This window comes from Methyloceanibacter sp. (assembly GCF_050728395.1).
GTDB lineage: Bacteria > Pseudomonadota > Alphaproteobacteria > Rhizobiales > Methyloligellaceae > Methyloceanibacter.
This window is the reverse complement of sequence record NZ_JBOHJB010000056.1, coordinates 1-19416: the sequence shown is the minus strand read 5'-3', so window position 1 is coordinate 19416 and position 19416 is coordinate 1. Positions and strand designations below refer to the sequence as shown.

Sequence of the window (19416 nt, the reverse complement as noted above, 5' to 3'; positions counted from 1 at the left end):
CCCCAACCCTCCCCCTCAAGGGGGGAGGGGGTTCGAAACTGACACCCATGTTCCAGTTACCCAACTTGAATTGGCGCGGGCCGGCATCGTCACCAAGGAGATGGTGTATATCGCCCATCGCGAGAATATTGGGCGCGCGACCGCGGCCGGGGAAGCCGAGGCCAGGCTCGCCGACGGGGAGAGCTTCGGTGCTTCGTTACCAGCGTTCGTGACGCCGGAGTTTGTCCGCAGCGAGGTTGCCCGTGGCCGCGCCATCATTCCCGCCAATATCAATCACCCCGAATCGGAGCCGATGATCATCGGCCGCAACTTCGCGACCAAGATCAACGCCAATATCGGCAACTCGGCCGTGACCTCGAGCGTGGAGGAGGAGGTGGAGAAGATGGTGTGGGCGATCCGCTGGGGCGCCGACACCGTCATGGACCTCTCCACCGGGCGCAACATCCATCTGACGCGCGAGTGGATCGTCCGCAATTCGCCGGTGCCGATCGGCACCGTGCCGATTTATCAGGCGCTGGAGAAGGTGCACGGCGATCCGGTCAAGCTCGACTGGGAGGTCTATCGCGACACGCTGATCGAGCAGGCCGAGCAGGGCGTCGACTATTTCACCATCCATGCCGGCGTGCGGCTCGGCTACATCCACCTCACCGCGCCCCGCGTCACCGGCATCGTGTCGCGCGGCGGCTCGATCATGGCCAAATGGTGCCTGGCGCATCATCGCGAGAGCTTCCTCTATGAGCGCTTCGACGACATCTGCGACATCATGCGGAAATACGACGTGTCGTTCTCGCTCGGCGACGGACTTCGTCCGGGGTCGATTGCCGATGCCAACGACAGGGCCCAATTCGCCGAGCTCGAGACGTTGGGCGAGCTGACCAAGATCGCCTGGGAGCGTGGCTGCCAGGTGATGATCGAAGGGCCGGGTCATATCCCGATGCACAAGATCAAGGTCAACGTGGAGAAGCAGCTCGCGCTGTGCGGCGAGGCGCCGTTCTATACGCTGGGGCCGCTCGTCACCGACATCGCCCCGGCTTACGACCACATCACGAGCGCGATCGGCGCCGCGATGATCGGCTGGTTCGGCACCGCCATGCTTTGCTACGTGACGCCGAAGGAGCATCTCGGCCTGCCGAACCGCGACGACGTGAAGGCAGGCGTCATCGCCTACAAGATCGCCGCCCACGCCGCAGACCTTGCCAAGGGCCACCCTGCCGCGCAGGCGCGCGACGATGCGCTGTCGAAGGCGCGCTTCGAGTTCCGCTGGGAGGATCAGTTCAACCTCTCGCTCGACCCGGACACGGCGCGCTCATACCACGATGAGACGCTGCCCAAGGAGGCGCACAAGCTTGCGCATTTCTGCTCGATGTGCGGGCCGAAATTCTGCTCGATGGAGATCACCCAGCAGGTGCGCGACTACGCCGCCAAGCTCGCCGAGAAGGAGATGCTCTCAAGCAGCGAAGCGGTAGAGCAGGCAAGGAAACAGGGCATGGCGGAGATGAGCGAGAAGTTCCGCGCGAGCGGCGCCCAGGTCTATGTGGCGGAGGAAGCATTGAAGGAGAACGATAAGGCGCTGTAACTTTGTTGGGAGGGATATTCTGCCTTACACGAGGAGGGGACGATGCGGCGCCGAATGTTTCGATTGCTGGCCTTAGGCTTCGTTGCGTTCTTCTCGAATGCTGCCTTAGCCGCGCCTCCGTCAAGTTGCGCAGCCAAATTCGTCGGCACATGGTCCTATGCTGGCGGCACGACGACAGTGAATGCAGATGGCACGGCCAACCCGCATTGTCTCGCTTGCGTTAGTGTTCAGACGTGGACCTGTCAGGGCAACACGTACCTCTTCAGCAATTCCGGCCCTCCGGGACAATTTTCAGCAACGCTTGTCGACCCCACCCACATGCAGGGTTCGGGCGTTATCGCGACCCGGGTCGGCGCCGCTCCCGCAGTCGCCGGACAGCAAGCGAGCAAGCCTAAAGCGGGCACTGAGAGTCCTCAGGAGCCAGGTCTGATCGAGGGCAATCGATTGGGCCGACTGACCACCCGAGCCAAACGCGAAGCTTATGACATCGCGCAGCAAATGCTGACGACTGCGATGGCTCAGTGGCTCGACCGAGCAAATGAAAATCTCGATCTAAAAGAGCGAATAAGGGACAAGGCCGCTGCCATGAACAACGCGGCGGCGGAGGGTAGATGGCGTCAAGCGCAACATGAATACGACACGCTCAAGCCACTGATAGCCGAAGCCAAGAAACGCGGTCTGAAACTAAGCAGTCGCTTCGACGCCTTATTTAGATGAGCCCCAGAGAGCCGGACTAGCCGGAGCCGGGAAGATTGGTTGAGCGGAGCTACCACGACGAGACGCTTCCCAAGGAGGCGCACACGCTCGCCAATTTCTGCTCGAAGAGCGGCCCGAAATTCCGCTCGATGGAGATCACGAGAGCGGTGCGCGACTACGCGGCGAAGCTCGCCGGGAAGGAGGCGCTCTCAAGCAGCGAAGCGGTAGAGCAGGCAAGGAAACAGGGCATGATGACTTTGCAGCGCTCAACGCGTCCTCGCCTGTTGCCAGCTAATACTGGGCGAATATATCTGGCACGTAGTGACGCTGGATGTTGTCCAGCATTCTGTTTGCTTTTTCTTGCCTTGCGGCCTGGTCTGCCACCATAGCTTGCATATTCGTATCGGCCCCTTTGATAGCCGATGGGATGCCCTGGGCCACCTCGATTAGCTTCTCGTTATTCTCAGTCATAGACGATGAGAGATCATTGATCGACGATGAGAGATCATTGATCTGATCGCCCAGAGCTTCGACCGACTCCTGTAGGCGCTCGCCGACGCCATGGATAGCCTCGCCAAGACTGGTGAAGCCGGCGATCAGGATTTCGTTAGTCCTGCGCTGCTCATAGATAGTGGCAAACTGAAAGTTGCGCTGTGCCTTGCGCACGATTTGCTTTAGACGCCCCGCTGTGCCGTTAACGGTTCCGAGCCGATGTGCCGACACTGGATCTACCGGGAATGGCGGCGGCACGCCTGCAAAAGATTCCGTGAAAGTTTTGTACTCCTGGGAGTAGTGCGCGATGAGTTTGATGCTGCCGTCGACTGCACCCAGCTTGCACATCGCCCTCTCAATTGAGTCCCAGAACGGAGAGAAAGCACCGTCTTGAAATTCGTTCTCGGCAGTGCTGAGTAACTCCTCGGCTGTCATCAAATCCTTCGGGATGTTCTCGAACTCTATTAGGGACTGGTTGCACGCCGAAAGGATCTGGCTCTGATATGCAAGCTGTTGAGCGGCCTCCTGAGCGGCCTCCTGTGCTCTGTGGGCATTTTGAGCTTTTAGCCGGGCATTTTCAGCTTGTATTTCTTTGACAGCGAAGCGGACGACGAAAAAACTAACCAGTAAGAATACGATGAACCAGAAAATCCCAAGATAAGTCTCGATGAACCACCCTGCCGCAACGAGCAGAATGACAAGACCGGCCGCACCAAAAGAATCCATGCACACCCCCAACGAACTCCGCCCGGCGTCTTTTGCGCCGTGCATTCCGGTCACGGGAGAGGTTCTGGATTTTCTAGCATAAATTGTGTGGCTCTTGGAAGAGTTAGGCCAGCACGTAACCCAGGCGGATTAGCGAAGCCCAGTAGGATGGGTTTCACCGCGCTGAACCCATCCCACAAGCTCGATGGGCCCAAATTCTGCTCGATGGAGATCACGAGAGCGGTGCGCGAGCGCGTTGTCGCTGCTCTTCGTCGAGATCACGAAGCGCGCCGCCCGTGTGTTGAGGTGTCGGCGTAGCCCGCCAGCCCGCGGCTACCATCCATGATCCTCACTAGCCGCACTGTTTATCCCCGGCCTGCAAACCTGCCGTATGATCGCATCACCTCGTCCGTTTGAGGGGCGCGCTCATGAGGCGTCTTGATCGCGGGACGGGGTGCGGCGCCTGCGGGTTTCGTTCGCAACGAGACTCCCGGGCGGCGCCGGGGCTCCGCCCGGGTCCATTAAGAGGCCCCGCCAGGAGCTGGCTGACGACTTTGGTGTTGCGCTATCGGCCTCTGGCCTACTTGAGCGCATTGACCTTTGCGCTATCGGCCTTCGGCCTATTTGAGCGCGGTATCCAAAACGGAAAGCGCGGCCCGGCGTGTGGCGCAAAAATCGCCGCGAAATAGCATGCGCTCAAGGTGCGCGAAGCGCGGCCTTCCTTCGCCCGCCGAAGCGGGCTTCGCGAAGGCGGGTAGCGCAACGCAATATTGAGCGCGTGTGGCGCGCCGCGAGGCGCCCGCGCGGTCCCAAGAGGATCGCGAGCTACGAAACTTGCGCTTTTCGGCGCGCCACCCCCTCACTTTGGGGGCTTGCTCTTTGACATGCCCTCGCGCGACTTCGCGGCGAGGCGATGCGGCACGCCACGAGGCCGAGCGTTGGCTTAAGCCCCTTGCGACATGAAATGCGTCGCGGAAGCCGGTATCCAGCTTCGCGCCGGCAGCGCGCGAAAAAGAACCCTCAGGTCGTGGATGCGGAGTCCTTGTGTTTGCGCCTTCGGCGCGCTGGACCCCGGCTTTCGCCGGGGTGACGAGGGGGACAGAAAGCTTATCGCTTGGCAATCCCAATCGATTCACTTGGTGTCGGCGTAGCCCGCCAGCGTGCGAACCGTCCACGATCTCTTGGCGGCTAGCGCCGATAGACAGCGCGTGCAACGAGCGGGCTCGCAAGATTGAGAAGATAGAGGAGCATGGCGTAATCCGGCGCGAACAGACTCGTGGCCATGGAAAGGACCGCAGACACGATCAGAACGCCAAGCTCGACAATTCCGCTTGGTACGCGCGAGCGCCCGCTATCTCGTTCGGCGATGCGCGAGATGGCGATGGCCGACAAGGATAAGAGAATCATGTTGGCGCCATAGATCCAGATGGAAGCTGGTACGTCGTATCGGCCAACCGCCAGCATCGAGAACGGCAGGAAGGTGACCGAGAGGAGATGCAACAGCACGGCCCACGCATAGGCTGCGCTGGCCATTTCCGGTTCCCCGGTCTCGCGCGCGCGTCCGAACCAGAAGCTGACGAGGACGAAAAAGGTGATGAGATAGGCTATGAACGTGTCGGAGAGGCCGGCAAGCCTCGCGAGGAACTCCTGATTGCTCTTGGGCTCAAATCCTTCCGGCAGCTCGATATTGACGACCAGCAACGTCATCGCGAAGGCGAAAACGCCATCGGTCAGTGCCTCGAGCCGGCTTCTTGGGATGAAAGCTTCTGTCTTTATCGACTTTGACAAACTTGCCCCGCGTGTCGCGCGCCCCCTGAGCATCCTCGGTCCGAACGACCTTTCAGGTCAACTCCCTGACCCGCTACAGCCCCGTCTCGATGGCCTGGAGCAGCTGGAAGCGCATCGGGCCGTCGTTACTCTTGAGCGCGATCACGAAGCGCACGCGTCCGTGGCTCGAGGTGTCGGCGTAGCCCGCAAGGGTGCGCACGCCGTTGAGAGTGCCGGTCTTGTTCAAGCCGCCGTCGTGGCCGTGGAGCAGGTCGGCGTAGGGCGCGAAAAGATTGAGCACCTTGGCGAGGCCGCGTGCCGTGAAGCGGTTGCCGCGGCTGATGCCGGAGCCCTCCTCGAGGTGGATGTCCTCGGCGAGGCCGTTCGCGGCGAGCATCTTGTTCGCGACCTTGAGCGACTTCTCGAGGCTGACGGACCCGCCCAGGGTGCCGCCGATCTCCAGGAAGACCTGGTTGGCGATGTAGTTGTTGGAGGCGAGGAGCAGCGCGGAGAGGATCTGCGATAGGGTGCGCGACTGGCGGTGAACGTAGACCGGTTTGAGGCCCGCAGGCACCGATCCGGTGGTGATGCCGCCCTTCACGCTGCCGCCGGCCTTCTCGATGAATGCGGCGATCAGCTCGCCGGCATAGCGCAGGCTTACCGCGGGGTCCTGGGCGAGGCTGATGCGGCCGCGGCCGTTTGGGCCACGCGCCCGGAACTGGCTGATTGCGAGCGGGGTGATCGGCGTCTGATTCTCGGCGGAGCGGACCGTCTGGCCCTTGCGCACGGCATTGATCGTGTTGAAGTTCACGGCGAGCGCGGAGTTGAGCGCGTCATAAGACTCCTCGCTCGCCTCGATGCCCGGAATGCGGAGGTCTGAGGGGTAGTAGCTCGCGTCGAGTACGATGCCGGTGAGCGGCTCCTTGCCGATGGCGGCGACCAGCTCCGGCGCGAGCTGGGCCAACTCCTCGGAAATCAGGAAGGGGTCTCCGCCCCCGCGCACGTAAAGCACCCGCTTGTCGTCCAGGTAAAAGCGGGTCTCGAAGCGATAGTCGCTGCCCAGGACCTCCATCGCCAGCCATGCGGTCACGATCTTGGTGACCGAGGCCGGAACGAAGGGCTTATCGGCGTTCTGGGCGATCAGCTCTTTGCCCTTGTCGTCCATCACGAGCACCAGCCCCGATGGAGCGAGAGCCGCGACCTTCTCCTTGGCGCCGGCGAGCGCCGGGAGGGGCGGCAGAAGCAAGGCGCAGGTAAGCGCGAGGGCAAGCAGGCGAGACCACATGGCGACTCCAGGCGACCTTACTTACAGGCTCAGTGCCGAAACCGGCAAACTGCTTCATCGCTTGTATGGGCAGAGGTCAGGTTCCGAAACGTACTCCACGCCCCTAACCTGCCGGATCATTGCAGCATCCCGTCCGTTTGAGGGCGTGAAATTTGCCGTTTTTGCGGCCCTATTTTGGGAGTATTTTCAACTCCCGGGGGAATCGGACGGGGGCTTGAGTGACGGGGGCTTGAGTGTTGCCTGCACGCCAGTTCACCGCGGCCGCCGCGCTCGCAGCCTTGCTGATCGCAGGGGGATGGTTTGGTGTCCCGGCGGCATTGGCCGCCAAGCATAGGGCCGAGGCTAAGGCCGAGCCCCCGGCTCCAACAGACATTTGTCAAGGCGAGGCCGGGCTCGCCATTCTCTCCTCACCGCTCGCCCCATGGAAGGGCGCGCCATTGCGTGTCGTCTTCACAGCGGAGAAGCCGCTCGAAGGGGAACTGTCGCTGATCGCGCCCAACGGAAATATCGCGGCCGCGTCGGGCGACCGGCATGGTGGGCCGCCCTATTTCTGGTTCGCAGAGGTCGCTTCACCCGCCGCCGGCACCTGGCGAGCGATGCTCGTGCGCAACGGCGCTTCCGCCGACTGCAAGACGGTGACGCGCGAGATCGTCGTACAGCGCAAACAGCCAGCGGGCCCGCGCGCCGGGAAGGGCGTCTGGCCCTTGCGCGATTCATGGGATCGCGACAGCGAAAATTTGTATTCGGCGTGGATCGAGAAACTCTTCGATGCGCCGCTCGATGAAGCGCCGTCGTGGAAGGCGATGCATGAGGTGCTGCGCGACCCATCGCGCAACGTCCTCTACAACCATTTGGGCCTGCGCGAGGATCAGCAGGGACAGATCGTTCAACCCGACTGCGCCGACGTCCCTTACTTCTTGCGCGCCTATTTCGCCTTCAAGATGGGGCTCCCGTTCGGGTATTCGAAGTGCACGCGCGGCGACGGCGGCCAGCCGCCGAAATGCCCGCAATGGTGGAACATCGTGAACGAGGAACCTCCTCCCGCGCCGCCCGGGGGCCTGGCCCCGCCTGGCCAGCAGGTCGGCATCTTCGGTGTGTTCGCAGCGCCAGTCGGCGCGCCCCTGCCTCCGATGCTCAGACTTCCCCCGAAGCCGCAAGGGCTCGTGCCTGGCTTCGGATATTACTTGAGGACGACCATCGCCAACGCCGTGCACTCGGGTAACGGGCGAACGGCGGCCGACGACGACGATACCGATTATTATCCGGTGCCGCTCAGCGAGGACACGCTGCGGCCAGGTACCATCTACGCCGACCCTTACGGGCACGTTCTGGTGCTCGTAAAGCGCGTGCCGCAGTCGGGTGACGGGGCTGGCGTGTTCCTCGCCGTCGACGGGCAGCCCGACGGGACGGTGGCACGCAAGCGCTTTTGGCGCGGCAACTTCCTGTTTGCGCAGGATCCCGCGCTCGGCAGTCCTGGGTTCAAACGTTTCCGCCCGATCATGCGCGAGAAGAACGGGACGTTGCGGCGCCTGGCCAATGCTGAGATCGCCAAGAGCCCGGACTACGGCGATTTCTCCCTCGATCAGTCGAAGCTCTCGGTGGAAGACTTCTACGACCGCATGGATGACGTGATGTCGCCGGCCCCGCTCGATCCGGAGCACGCGTTGAAGGACGCGATCACGTCGCTCGAGGAGCAGGTGAACACCCGTGTGGCGTCGGTCGAAAACGGACGCAAATACCTTGTCGGCGGCGGACGCGAGGTCGATATGCCAGACGGCGCGTCGATCTTCGAGACCACCGGCGCGTGGGAAGACTTCGCCACGCCGTCGCGCGATTTGCGTTTGTTGATCGCCATCGACGTGGTGCGCGGCTTTCCCGATCGGGTGGCGCGACGGCCGGAGCGCTATGCCATGCCCAAGGACAAGAGCGCCGCTGACGTCAAGGCTGAATTGGAGAGCACGCTCGCGTCGGAGCTTGCGGCGCGGAAATTTTCCTATACGCGCACCGACGGCTCTGAGTGGTCGCTGGCGCTCAAGGATCTGCTCGGGCGCGTGACGGCGCTGGAGATGGCGTACAACCTCAACGACTGCGTCGAGCTTCGTTGGGGTGCGCCGGAGGGCAGCGAGGAAGCCTCGACCTGCAAGCGGCATGCGCCGGCGTCACAGCGCCAGAAGATGAGCGAATACCGCGCCTGGTTCAGCGAGCGCCGCCGCCCGCCGCGGGGGTAGAGATTCTGTTGAAAGCGTTAGGCAGATCGCTGGCGGGAAAGCATGCTTCCTGCAATTGTCGGTTGTACCTCTCCGTGCTACGCTCGCACTGACTTTACGAGGAGACAATGTCGAAAGCGGCACGCGAGGCATTCATAAAGGCTGCAGCAAGCGCTGCAAAGAAATCCGAGAAGGAGACCGGAGTCCCGGCCTCGGTCACCATTGCTCAGGCGATCCTCGAATCAGGATGGGGAGAGGCTCACATGGGCGATGCCAATAACTATTTCGGCATCAAGGCTCAAGTCAGGAACGGCAAGATCGAGTACGGCGACGTTGCCAGCGGTTACGTGGACAAGATCACCAAGGAGTATGACAAGAACGGAAGGGCCTACACGGTCGTTGCACATTTCCGCCGGTATAAATCCATGGCGGACTCATTTCTCGACCATGGGAAATTCCTGACACGTAACAAGCGCTATGCCAAAGCCATCGCAGCCTATGCCAAATCAAAGGACGCCGATGAATTTGCGCACGGGCTGCAAAAGGCGGGCTATGCGACTGATCCTGGGTACGCCACGCTGCTTATGTCATTGATGAAAAAGAACGATCTGTACAAGTTCAACGCCAAGTAGCTTGGCGTCGTGCTGAACGCTTCTCGCGGATTGATCGCTAAAGATGGGCTGAAGGACGTCAACAAAGCGTTGTAGTTGCAAATTGGGGCCGACGGGGTTGCGCTAATGCGTGGGGCCTTCGCGTGTTTTCGGTCGGCCGTTGTCTTGGGCGCGCTGCTCGGTAGTTGTGCCGGGCTGGACGTCTTTGTCGCGGCCGCGCACGCAGAGTCCTCTGGCGAGTGGCAGATCACGGCAAAGATAGACGATGTCGCCAAAACCAAGGTTTTGAATCTGAAGCTTGAGGCGAGGAAGACCGCGCATGACGGGCTGTTCCTTCCGCCTGATGCGCTCCTCCAGCTCGTCTGCCTCAAGGGCCAGCCGTTGATCCATGTGATGTTCGCCTTCCAGATCGGCTCCAAAGCCGATTCGGAAATTCTCTATCGGTTCGACGAAAAGCCGATGCAGCCGGTCGAGGCGCGCATCTTGCGCGGACTCAAGATCTTCGTGATCGAGAACAAGAGCGAGGTGAAACAATTCCTCGGCGGGCTCGCGTCGGCGAATGCCCTGTTTGTCGCGATCAGCTCGCTAGACAAGGGCCGGACGAGCGCCGAGTTCCGCGTGGCAGGCGCGCAAACGCCGATCGACCTCCTGGAGGCCAACTGTTCTGCCAAGAAGAAAATGTGACGGGCGAGAGCGCCGATCTATCTCGCTGCCGTCCTGCTCGCGATCTTCGTCTCCGGATCCCGATCATGCCTCAGCCGATGCATCGGCGGCGGCTTGAACCTCGCTCAGCATGTCGTCGCATTCCGGCCGGACCTCAGCCTCGCGCCTGTTGATCGGACCCCAATGCTTGCGGAATGAGCGCAGCCCGACGGCTGCGAACTCCGCGGCGAAAGCCGGACAGGCCTTTGTCAGGCGTTGGAATTCCATGCCGGGTCCGTCCCCGAAGTTTTCCAGATCGCGGGGCGAGCAGCGGACACCCTCCGTGAAGACCTCGACGAATCCCGACGGGTGGGCGGAGTATTGAGCGAACAGAGTTGGCAGCAGCGGGCTTGCGGTCCTGGCATTGAAGCTCGTTTGAAACAACCCGGCCTCGGCGGTTTCCGCGGTGGTGTTCGAGGCCGATCGATCCCGCCCCTCGCAGCAGCGTCCCGAGCTTTCGCGCATGCCAAGGCCGATCAGCAGGACAAACAGACGGCGGAGCGTATCGGCGCCGGCAGCTTCGTTGCGCATTCCCGCCGCGGCGAAAATTTCCCGATACCAGGCAAGGGCATCATGAGCCTCATCCCCGGTATCGGCCTTGGCCATTTCGCTCGCGGCGGCGTCGCCCGTCTTCAGTTTGCCATAGACCCTGGCATAGACGAGAGCCATTCCCTTGATGTAGCCGGCGGGCCCGACGCCGCGCTGTTTCCAGCGGAAGTGGGCAATCTCCGAATGCGCAGCGCTTTGCGCGATTTGATCGAGCGTTGCCGGGGACAGTTCGCCAGCCATCGCCGCCTCCAATCTGAAGCCCTAAGCGGTGGGATCGTAGTCGTCGTCGGGATACCATGTGCCGGAGAACAGCGATTTCTGTCGCGCGACGGTGCAGCGCTGCACATGCACCCCATCGTAGAACCGGGGTTTGACATCGGGCTTCCCCCAATCGCCGCCCCAGATCATCTTGTGCTGCTTGCCAAGCCTGCCGAGAAACTTGAAATCGCCCTTCCAGGACGGCGAGCCGGCAATGTCTTTGACGAGATCGCAGGCAAGCCCATAGTGGTGCACGCCGACGGTCTTGAGCTTGCTTGCACCTTGCGCGAACAGCTTCTCTTGGCGCGCTTTGCTTCGGTAGGTTTCGAACGGCATCAGTTTGATGCCGTCCTTGGCGGCCTCGGCGATGATCTCCCGCACAAGCTTGCGGGTGACAGGCTCGAGCAGTGCCATGTCGTTAACGAGTTTGGTGGTCTTGAAACGCGGGTCTTTCTTGATCACGTCGGTATAGAAATTTCCCATGACGATGCTCCCTTCTCGCCGCTCGGCGATCCCGCGCGCTTGACGAAATTTCAACTCTAGCGTGTTGGCGCGCATTTGCAACCGAAGCGTGCTTTCCGCGAGTACCATCGGAGACCCGAGCACCTTTCCCAAAGGCGGATCAACGACAGGTTGCGTGCAGCGGGTGCCGCTACTAAAGTGATGCTCGGGTCTCGCCCGGAACCTGGGGCGTACGATGCGGTTCAAGTCTGAGAAGAAAGACGGCTATCAAGTCTTTGCCGTCGCCGGCACGAACACGATTTCCTTCGGCATCGATTTCAGCGGCGCGGACATCAAAGGCCTGCTCGGCTTCGCCGTGGAGCGCGTCGATCCGCAGGAGAACCAGCATTACTTCATGTACGGGTTCAAGGTGTTCCCGTCCGTCATTCCGCATCCCGACGAAGAGACCAAGGTCTCGACCTTCGACCATCCGATTCAGAGCTTCGTGTGGGACGATTTCACCGCGAAGCCCGGACGGAGCTACGAATATATCTTCCATCCGCTGAAGGGGGCGCCGAAGAATCTCGATCGCAGCGCCAAACCAATCTCAATCGCGGTGCGCACCGAGAAGCTGTTCTCCGATCTCGAGCATGACATCTTCTTCAATCGAGGCGTCGCCAGCAGCCAGGCCTATGCGCGCGAGTTCGACAACAAGCCTCCCGACAAATTGCCGCCGGAAAAAAAAGAGAAGGCGAAGGAGTGGCTGAGCCGCAGCCTCGACGAGGCGATGCTGAAATTCATCGCCAACGCCAAGAAGAACGACACGCTGCTGTGCTGCTTCTACGAGTTCCGCTATCTGCCGGTGGCCAAGGCCTTGAAGGACGCGATCGACCGGGGAGTGAACGTCCAGATCATCATCGACGCCAAGGTCAACGAGACGGTCGACAAGAAGGGCAAGGTGCACGAGAGCTTCCCGCGCGAAGACAATCTCAGAATGCTCAAAACGGCGCGCCTGCCGAAGAAGAACGTGATCCTGCGCGAGGCCAAGCCCGACAGTATCGCGCACAACAAGTTCATGGTCCTGCTCAAGGGCAAGAGCGAAGCGCCGGCCGAAGTGTGGACCGGCTCGACCAACGTTTCGGAAGGCGGCATCCACGGCCAGACCAATGTCGGGCATTGGGTGCGCAACGAGGAGATTGCCACTCAGTTCAAGGCCTATTGGGAGCTGCTCAGTGAGGATCCCGGTCCACATGACGGCGACGACAAAGCCACGGTCAGGCACAAGAACAAAGAACTCAGGGACGCGGTGGAGGCTTTGCACGACACGCCGGGCTCAGTCCTCGACGTGAAGCCGGGAATTACGCCGATCTTCAGCCCGCGCAGCGGGCCCGGTGTCCTCGATATGTATGCTCACATGGTCGACGACGCAAAAAAGGTCTCCTGCATCACGCTCGCCTTCGGCATCAGCGAGGTGTTCAAGACCCTGCTCAAGGACAATGCTACCTTGAGCCCCATCGCCTTCTTCCTGCTGGAGAAGCAGGACAAGCCCAATCCGAAGAGCAAGAAGGAGTTTGTCGGGCTCAGTGCCGCCAACAACGTCTACAAGGCCTGGGGCTCGTTCTTGCGCGATCCCTTGTATCAATGGGTCAAAGAGACGAACGCCAAGGCGCTCCAGCTCAACGTGCATGTGAGCTATATCCACTCGAAATTCCTGCTGATGGATCCCTTGTCGAAGGATCCCGTCGTAGTGACCGGCTCGGCCAATTTCAGCGCGCCCTCGACCAACGACAATGACGAGAACATGCTGGTGATCCGCGGTCAGCGCCGCGTCGCCGACATCTATTTCACCGAGTTCAACCGCATTTTTTATCACTACTATTTCCGCTCGGTGCAGGAGGCCACGTTCAGGCGCGACGAGGCGGAGAAGGTTCGCAGCGACCAGCAGACCCTGTTCCTTGACGAGACGGACGGCTGGACCAAGAAATACAAGCCGGGAAGCCTGAAACGAAAGCGCGCGGCGATCTTTGCGCAGATGGAAGACTTCGATTCCGCTTAAAGCCGCGGCGTCATGCCGCCGGGGCCGCGGACGCTGCCTTCGCAAGATCGCAATTTCCGTGTTGAACAGCCGGCTATGAAAGCACGCATCGCTCTTGCCGGCGCGCTCGTGGCTAGCCTTGGGCTGCTGGAGGCTTGCGCCAATCCACAGGCCACTCAGGCCAGCCGTCAGGCGGCGCAAGCCGATGCCGAGGCCAAGGACGACGCCACCTGCCGCGAGAAGGGACTCACCCCCGGGACGGCGCCCTATGACGCGTGCCGCAACACTTTGGCCCAGGCCGTTGCCGACGAAGCCGCGCGGCAGGAGCAGAGGCGCATCGAATTCCAGAAGACGCTCGGCGCCGGCACCTCGGACTACACCGGACGCTAGCTCCCGTTCATCATTCCGGGCGAAGTCCCGGCCATGACGGTTGGACAGAGAAAGTTCACCGTTCACCTGGGAAGCGGGAGGCAAAATCGCCGGTGGTGTTGACTTTGGGGTATGGCGTCGCGGGAACGGGGACGCCGAGAAACGCGCATAACGGCGCCCACCCTTCGCCAGATTCATAGACGAGAAGCCGCTCAGCCGGCACGACGCGGCGCACCTCGTCGTTATGGGCATTGAACACGGCAATGGCCCGGTCCTTGGCGAGCGAGCCGCCGAAGGTCTTCTCAACGATCAGCGTGTCGATCATTTCCATGTGGCGGCGGCGCACAGGGTCGACCGCCGCCGGATCGCTGCGAAGCGCCTCGGCACGAAGTGTCTCGGCACGAAGTGTCTCGAACTCCAGCATGCGGGCGAAAATCGTGGCGGCGGCGCTTTCGTACCAGCGTTCCGGATCGCGCAAGGTGAGAATGATCTTGGCTTGCGGGTTCGCCACGGCGAGCTCCTTCCAGATGGCGGTGGTCGGCCAGTCGACGGTCGACGCGTAGCCCGTCAGCATCGGCCGCCAGTCTGAGGCTTCGCCTCGTGCAAACGCGAGCCACATCGCGTCATGCTCTGGATGGGCATTGACCTCGATCATGTGGTAGCAGGGGCCTAGCCCAAGTTCCTCGAGCGCGAGCTTGAGCGAAAGCGTGCCAGTGCGCCCGAAGCCCGCGCCGATCACTTTGAGGGTCACGGCGCGGCGAGCCCTAGGCTAAAGCGCGCCGAGTTGGCGAAACAGATTGTAGCGGTCGTATTCGACCCAATCTTCCGCGAGCTTGTCGCCGGCGAATCTGCCGATGATGATCACGGTCCACTTCGCCTTGCGACCGGTTGGCGGGATTCCTTCCCACTCCTTGCTCTGCGTGGCCTGCCAGGTTCCCCGCCATACGCCCTTGTCGCCGGCGAAGAACAGGTCGTTCAAGGTATAGGCGGCGTCGGGAAAGGCATCGAAGAAACCGGCCATCCCGGTCCGCCAGGCTTCGATCCCATGCAGGCTGCGGTCGCCAAGCCAGTGCGAGACGAGATCTTCGGTCATGTATTTGTCGAGCGACTGTAGATTGTGGCCGTTGAACACGTCCTCGAGATAGGCGCGAACCGCTGCATCACGCTGATCCATGGGCATTCCATAGCCTCCCTTTATGAGCGAGCGGCGAAGAATGACGCGACTTCGCGCCCAATGTCATGCGTCATTTCTGCGGGGATAAGACCAAAGACGACGGTCGCGCCGGTGCCCACAGGCGCGATGATGGTGCAAACCTGACTTAGGCAATTTCGATGGAGAGCGAGAATGCAGTCTTATATCTACTGGGCCCTGCTCGGCATGGTCGGCTATTCCTTTACCACGCTGTTCACCAAGCTCGCCGAGCGCTCGAGCGACGTGTCCACCTATATGGTGCTCGCGGTCTCGACCACGATCGTCTCGATCCTTGTCATCGCCATCGTGGCCATCCGCGGCGAGCTCAGACCGCTCGTTTATGACCTGGAAAAGGGCACGCTGATGTGGGCCATCGCCGGCGGCATCGCGCTCACCGTCGCCGTGACGTCGCTGTTCCACGCTCTGTCGCTTGGGCCGGCCAATGTGGTGGTGCCGATCTATGGCATGTTCATCGTCGGCGGGTCGCTGCTCGGCGTGCTGTTCCTGGGGGAGCCGATGACCTGGAACAAGATCGTCGGCCTCGCCGCCGCCGTCCTCGGCGTGGTGCTGATCTCGATTTAGTTTATTGAGATGGTTCGAGATAAACGTCACCCATCGAACTGCGAAGGGCCTGTCCAATGTCGTTTGATCAGCTGTTGCATGTGGCGAAGCTGGGCGCCGTTCCGCACCACCTCCTCGTCCACGAGTGGCATGAGAAAAGACAGCACTTAGCGGTGTACACCGAGGACTTGCCACGCCTTGTCGACGAATATCGCGCATCTGAAAAAGGGCCGTACGATCGAAATCCAAAAATCACGCTGGTCGACCCCTATCCAAAAATTCGGCTCTCCAGCGCATGCGAGGCGGCCTCTAACTGTTTGTATGGAATGGCAGAGATCGCCGCTCAGTTTGCGAACAAAGTCAGCGGCGGCGCGCTTCCGTCGAGCTTCAACGCGTTCAGAAAGAACGTGGAAGACGGGCGCTACGATGGACTAGTTCCGTCTTGGGTGGTGAAAGATTTGAGTTGGTATAAGAAGGTAAGGGAACTGCGCACGGAGTGGTCGCACTTTTCTACCGTCTTTGTTGGGGAGAACCAGGACGGTACCCCCATTATTGTTGTCCGCTGTAGCCGCCGTATTTCAGATCGAGTCGAGTTTCCCAAAGAGATCCACGTGAAGGTTTCGGACTTGGTTGATTGGATTCAGAGGGCGATTGTCACTATCGACAACCTCGGGGACTTCGCACTCGTCAAATATGTCATCCCGAAGCTCGACCGGAATGCAATACTCACTTCGCCAAAGCGCGACGAGAATGGATGGCCAATTATCCGAGACGACAGCACCTTTGAAGTCGAGAAGATCACGGTTGCTGAGCATCTGGCCCAATGCGGAATTCGGATATCTGAGTAAGGAAACGCCGACCAATCGAAGTCACAAACTTATCCCCGCATCTCCGACCTCCCTTATCCTGACACCACCTCGTCCACTGAGGGGCGCTCTTCGCGAGGCGTCGTTGAGGCGGGATGAGGTGCGGTGCCCTGCGGGCCGGTTTCGCACTCCGGCACTCGGGCGGCGCCGGGGCTCCGCCCGGGACCACTAAGGGTCCCCGCCAGGAGCTGGCTGACGACTTGTATGTTGCGCTACCGGCCTCTGGCCTATTTGAGCGCGACGTGACCGAGATCGGAACGAAGGCGATCCTCGCCCCAAGTTCCGAGCGAAGTCCCAGGCGAAAGCGCGGCCCGGCTGCCGACAAGTCACCGCAAATGAGCATGCGCTAACGCCTTGCTGCATGAGCGCATGTGGCGCGCCGAGAGGCGCCCGCGCGTCTTCGGACGCGAACCATAATGGACTGCGCTTTTCGGCGCGCCATCCCCTCGCGCTGAGGGGCGGATAAGGCAAAGCCCGGGCGCTGAGATGCGTCGCGGCAAGGAGTCGTGCGACCGTTTCTCTCGGCGTCATGCCCGGACTTGTTCCGGGCATCCAATGGGAGGGTGCAACACTAGGAGTGCGAGTTGGCGGACAGTCATCATTGGATCGCCGGGACAAGCCCGGCGATGACGAGCTCCGATGCGAAAGAAGAGAGGCTGAGCTTCGAGGAGGCGATGGAGCGGCTCGATGAAACCGGCGCCGTTGAGGCCTTCGAGGATTGGAACGCGGCGGTGGCCGCGTCGGTTATGCGCTATAGTCGCCACACATCCGAAGGGCGGTGAACTCCAATGGCCAAGATTATCTACCAGATCGTGGAGCATGACGGCGGCTGGGCCTACAAGTCTGGCGGCGTCTACTCCGAACCCTTTTCCAGCCACGAAGACGCGGTCGCCGCGGCGAAGCGGGCCGCGGCCGAGCAGGAGCTGCCCGGCGCCACCGAAACCATCGAGTATGAGGACGACAAGGGCATCTGGCATGTCGAGGTCGATCCCGGCGACGACCGGCCCGACACCGAGGTCGTGGACGAGGAGGAATAAGCGAGACCGCGCGCGCAAGTCGCCTCGCGTGGGCGACCGCTACCGGCGGTCCATGGCGCTTTTTTGAGCGTTCTGCTATGTTTTTAATTAATGTCTACGCGAGCGGTTATATCTTTGATAAAAAAGGCGCTTCGGTCCTCGCTCGGCCGGATGATGCGCGTCGGATTTTTGTCCCTGGTGATGGTCTGGCTCGCTCTGCTGCGGGCGCTGCCACAGGATTTTCCCAAGAACTTTCCATAAAGGGCCGTGCGCTTTTTTGCCGCGCCGCTTCGCTCGCGCCGGTGGTTCTTGCCCTTGCGCTTCTCGCTTCACCCCTTCCGGCGCGTGGCGACGACGTGGAGAAGGGCATTGAAGCGGCGGCGGCGGTCGCCGCCGGGCCGAAACCTTTCGTCGATACGGTGTGCCCGCTGATGCGGGAGGAGGCGGATGCGAAGGGTCTGCCGGCGATGGTGTTCGTGCGGCTGATCTGGAAGGAGAGCCGCTTCAACCCGAGCGCGGTGAGCCCCAAAGGCGCGCAAGGGATCGCGCAGTTCATGCCGGGGACGGCCGCGGACCGCGGGCTCGACGATCCCTTCGAGCCGAAGGCGGCCATCGTCCATTCGGCAAGCCTGCTCGCCGATCTCAAAAGCGAGTTCGGCAATGTCGGCTTGGCGGCGGCAGCCTACAACGCCGGGGCCGAGCGGGTGCATGCCTGGCTCGACGGCCGCTCGAGCCTGCCGGCGGAGACCATCGGCTATGTGTTCTTCGTCACCGGCCGCGACGCCGAGGAGTGGAAGCTGCCCGAGACCGAGCTGCCGGACTCGATCAAAGCGCCAACCGAGGACGTGGTGGACTCCTGCCGCAGGCTCGCGCCTCTCGTGGTGCGCGCGGTCTACGAGACGGAGCCTCTGACCGCAAGCGGCGCGTGGCGGCCTTGGGGCATCCAGGTGTCGACGTCGTTCTCCAAGGCGCGGGCGCTATCGACGTTCGCGCGGCTCCGGCAGCGTTATGCCTCGGTGCTGTCGGATAGCGAGCCGTTCGTGCTGCCCGAGCGCAATTTGAGCCGCGGTCGCCGCTACCTCTATATGGTGCAGATCGGCGCCGATGCCCGCGACGACGCGGTCAAGCTTTGCACCGAACTCCGGACGCGCGGCGGCGCCTGCATCGTGCAAAAAAACTAGAGGCGCGATGCGCCTAATATTTCACGTTCAGCGTCACGAGGTACTGGTTCAGCTTCTCCAGCGTGTCGCGGTCGGTGCCGTTCTGATACGCGAGCGAGATTGAGCTCAGACCGTCCTCGGTGATGTTGTAGGCAAGTTCGGCAGTGTAGAGCCGGATGCTCCTATTGGATCGTTCATCGAAGTAGCCCTTGTAGGTACCGATCCAGGTCAGGCGCTCGTGCAAAAGCTCGGGCAGGATAAACACGTTCAGCCGCGCTGTTCCGCCAAGCCAGAAATAGTCGGTGTCGGATGTAAGATCGGTCAGGCCAGCGTCGTTTACCCGCAAGCCAACGGCCTCAGCCTTGAGCTGGTAGAAGAAATCAACCAGGGGCGAGAACCAACGGTAGGAACCACCCAGTCGCCAAGTGTAATTGAACGGCTCCCAGCTCGCCGAGAATCCATAGGCCTGCGCGATCCCGCGGAAGTCGGTCTGATAGTAAGGCGAGACGGTGAAGAGCTGGTCGAAAAGCGGACCTTCGTCTATCTCAAGCTGCGCGTCGATTCCAGGCTTGAGCGCGCTCTTCTCCGTCGCGCGATCATTGGTCAGCTTGCCGTTGGCCTCCACGGATGCCGCGAAGGAATAGCCCGAGACATAAGGCCTTCCGTGTCCCCGTCCCGCTGGTCGTGGAACACAAGGGTTCCTGGCCAAGACCGCGGCGGCAACCGCCTGTATATTTGCGGTCTGGGTGTCGTCCTCGCGATTATCGGTGTAGCTGATGGACGCTCCCTTTGCTGCCTTGATGTTCTCGCGAATGATCGACATGTCGAGCTTGTCGTGGCGGAGATAGAGGCCTTCCAACCTCTCGCAGGCCGAGGCTTGTTTTTCTTCTTCCTTGGCGATGTTGGCGAATGGGATCGACCCCATGCC

At 61.4% G+C, this 19416-nt stretch carries 20 protein-coding genes and 1 pseudogene; 13 read left to right on the top strand and 8 right to left on the bottom strand.

What is annotated here, in order from left to right:
- The 3 genes and pseudogenes from thiC to ACREC7_RS11050 all read left to right on the top strand — a co-directional run.
- Positions 1-1576, top strand: a 1576-nt coding sequence (gene thiC, locus ACREC7_RS11060) for a phosphomethylpyrimidine synthase ThiC (RefSeq protein WP_431555743.1), incomplete at its 5' end; no start/stop codon positions are given.
- Positions 1577-1630: 54 nt separating this feature from the next.
- Positions 1631-2293, top strand: a complete 663-nt coding sequence (locus tag ACREC7_RS11055) for a hypothetical protein (RefSeq protein ID WP_431555742.1) — start codon at positions 1631-1633, stop codon at positions 2291-2293.
- A gap of 47 nt (positions 2294-2340) precedes the next feature.
- Positions 2341-2661, top strand: a pseudogene (locus tag ACREC7_RS11050) (hypothetical protein); the annotation flags it as partial.
- Here ACREC7_RS11050 and ACREC7_RS11045 read toward each other — a convergent pair.
- From ACREC7_RS11045 to ACREC7_RS11035, 3 genes are all read right to left on the bottom strand, one after another.
- Positions 2564-3490 carry a hypothetical protein gene (locus ACREC7_RS11045; RefSeq protein ID WP_431555741.1) on the bottom strand — a complete coding sequence of 309 codons (927 nt, stop codon included), beginning with the start codon at positions 3488-3490 and terminating at the stop codon, positions 2564-2566. The pseudogene ACREC7_RS11050 and the gene ACREC7_RS11045 overlap by 98 nt on opposite strands.
- Positions 3491-4657: 1167 nt before the next feature.
- On the bottom strand, positions 4658-5290 hold the full coding sequence (locus ACREC7_RS11040) for a TMEM175 family protein (protein ID WP_431555740.1): 633 nt from the start codon (positions 5288-5290) through the stop codon (positions 4658-4660).
- Positions 5291-5330: 40 nt separating this feature from the next.
- Positions 5331-6521, bottom strand: coding sequence for a D-alanyl-D-alanine carboxypeptidase/D-alanyl-D-alanine-endopeptidase (locus tag ACREC7_RS11035; protein ID WP_431555739.1), 1191 nt, complete (start codon positions 6519-6521; stop codon positions 5331-5333).
- Positions 6522-6754: 233 nt separating this feature from the next.
- Here ACREC7_RS11035 and ACREC7_RS11030 point away from each other — a divergent pair, with 233 nt between their 5' ends.
- The 3 genes from ACREC7_RS11030 to ACREC7_RS11020 all read left to right on the top strand — a co-directional run bounded on the left by ACREC7_RS11030 (position 6755) and on the right by ACREC7_RS11020 (position 10023).
- Entirely contained in the window at positions 6755-8749 is a 1995-nt protein-coding gene (locus tag ACREC7_RS11030; RefSeq protein WP_431555738.1) for a hypothetical protein, read from the top strand.
- 107 nt (positions 8750-8856) lie between these two features.
- Positions 8857-9360 (top strand): glucosaminidase domain-containing protein, encoded by a 504-nt coding sequence (locus ACREC7_RS11025; protein WP_431555737.1) that lies wholly within the window; start codon positions 8857-8859, stop codon positions 9358-9360.
- 105 nt (positions 9361-9465) lie between these two features.
- On the top strand, positions 9466-10023 hold the full coding sequence (locus ACREC7_RS11020; protein WP_431555736.1) for a hypothetical protein: 558 nt from the start codon (positions 9466-9468) through the stop codon (positions 10021-10023).
- A gap of 63 nt (positions 10024-10086) precedes the next feature.
- Here the strand turns inward: ACREC7_RS11020 and ACREC7_RS11015 are convergent, their stop codons facing one another.
- A complete protein-coding gene (locus ACREC7_RS11015) occupies positions 10087-10830 on the bottom strand; it encodes a hypothetical protein (protein WP_431555735.1) in 744 nt (247 codons plus the stop codon).
- Between the two features lie 21 nt (positions 10831-10851).
- Positions 10852-11331: a M15 family metallopeptidase gene (locus tag ACREC7_RS11010; protein ID WP_431555734.1), complete on the bottom strand. Its 480-nt coding sequence runs from the start codon at positions 11329-11331 to the stop codon at positions 10852-10854.
- A gap of 214 nt (positions 11332-11545) precedes the next feature.
- Here ACREC7_RS11010 and ACREC7_RS11005 point away from each other — a divergent pair, with 214 nt between their 5' ends.
- On the top strand, positions 11546-13345 hold the full coding sequence (locus tag ACREC7_RS11005; RefSeq protein ID WP_431555733.1) for a phospholipase D-like domain-containing protein: 1800 nt from the start codon (positions 11546-11548) through the stop codon (positions 13343-13345).
- Positions 13346-13420: 75 nt separating this feature from the next.
- Complete coding sequence (locus ACREC7_RS11000) at positions 13421-13714, top strand: hypothetical protein (RefSeq protein WP_431555732.1); 294 nt, start codon at positions 13421-13423, stop codon at positions 13712-13714.
- 55 nt (positions 13715-13769) lie between these two features.
- Here the strand turns inward: ACREC7_RS11000 and ACREC7_RS10995 are convergent, their stop codons facing one another.
- Complete coding sequence (locus ACREC7_RS10995; RefSeq protein WP_431555731.1) at positions 13770-14444, bottom strand: sulfotransferase family protein; 675 nt, start codon at positions 14442-14444, stop codon at positions 13770-13772.
- A gap of 18 nt (positions 14445-14462) precedes the next feature.
- Positions 14463-14873 (bottom strand): ester cyclase, encoded by a 411-nt coding sequence (locus ACREC7_RS10990; RefSeq protein WP_431555730.1) that lies wholly within the window; start codon positions 14871-14873, stop codon positions 14463-14465.
- A gap of 165 nt (positions 14874-15038) precedes the next feature.
- On the opposite strand from ACREC7_RS10990, the gene ACREC7_RS10985 reads away from it, so the two are divergent.
- From ACREC7_RS10985 to ACREC7_RS10965, 5 genes are all read left to right on the top strand, one after another.
- Positions 15039-15467, top strand: a complete 429-nt coding sequence (locus tag ACREC7_RS10985; RefSeq protein ID WP_431555729.1) for an EamA family transporter — start codon at positions 15039-15041, stop codon at positions 15465-15467.
- A 56-nt stretch (positions 15468-15523) separates the two neighbouring features.
- The gene (locus ACREC7_RS10980) at positions 15524-16294 is read left to right on the top strand and encodes a hypothetical protein (protein ID WP_431555728.1); all 771 of its coding nucleotides are present in this window, start codon (positions 15524-15526) and stop codon (positions 16292-16294) included.
- A 602-nt stretch (positions 16295-16896) separates the two neighbouring features.
- Entirely contained in the window at positions 16897-17094 is a 198-nt protein-coding gene (locus ACREC7_RS10975) for a hypothetical protein (RefSeq protein ID WP_431555727.1), read from the top strand.
- 6 nt (positions 17095-17100) lie between these two features.
- Positions 17101-17349, top strand: a complete 249-nt coding sequence (locus ACREC7_RS10970) for a DUF2188 domain-containing protein (protein WP_431555726.1) — start codon at positions 17101-17103, stop codon at positions 17347-17349.
- 281 nt (positions 17350-17630) lie between these two features.
- Entirely contained in the window at positions 17631-18509 is an 879-nt protein-coding gene (locus tag ACREC7_RS10965; RefSeq protein WP_431555725.1) for a transglycosylase SLT domain-containing protein, read from the top strand.
- Between the two features lie 13 nt (positions 18510-18522).
- On the opposite strand, the gene ACREC7_RS10960 is transcribed toward ACREC7_RS10965, so the two are convergent.
- A partial coding sequence (locus ACREC7_RS10960) for a hypothetical protein (protein WP_431555724.1) occupies positions 18523-19416 on the bottom strand: 894 nt, incomplete at its 5' end.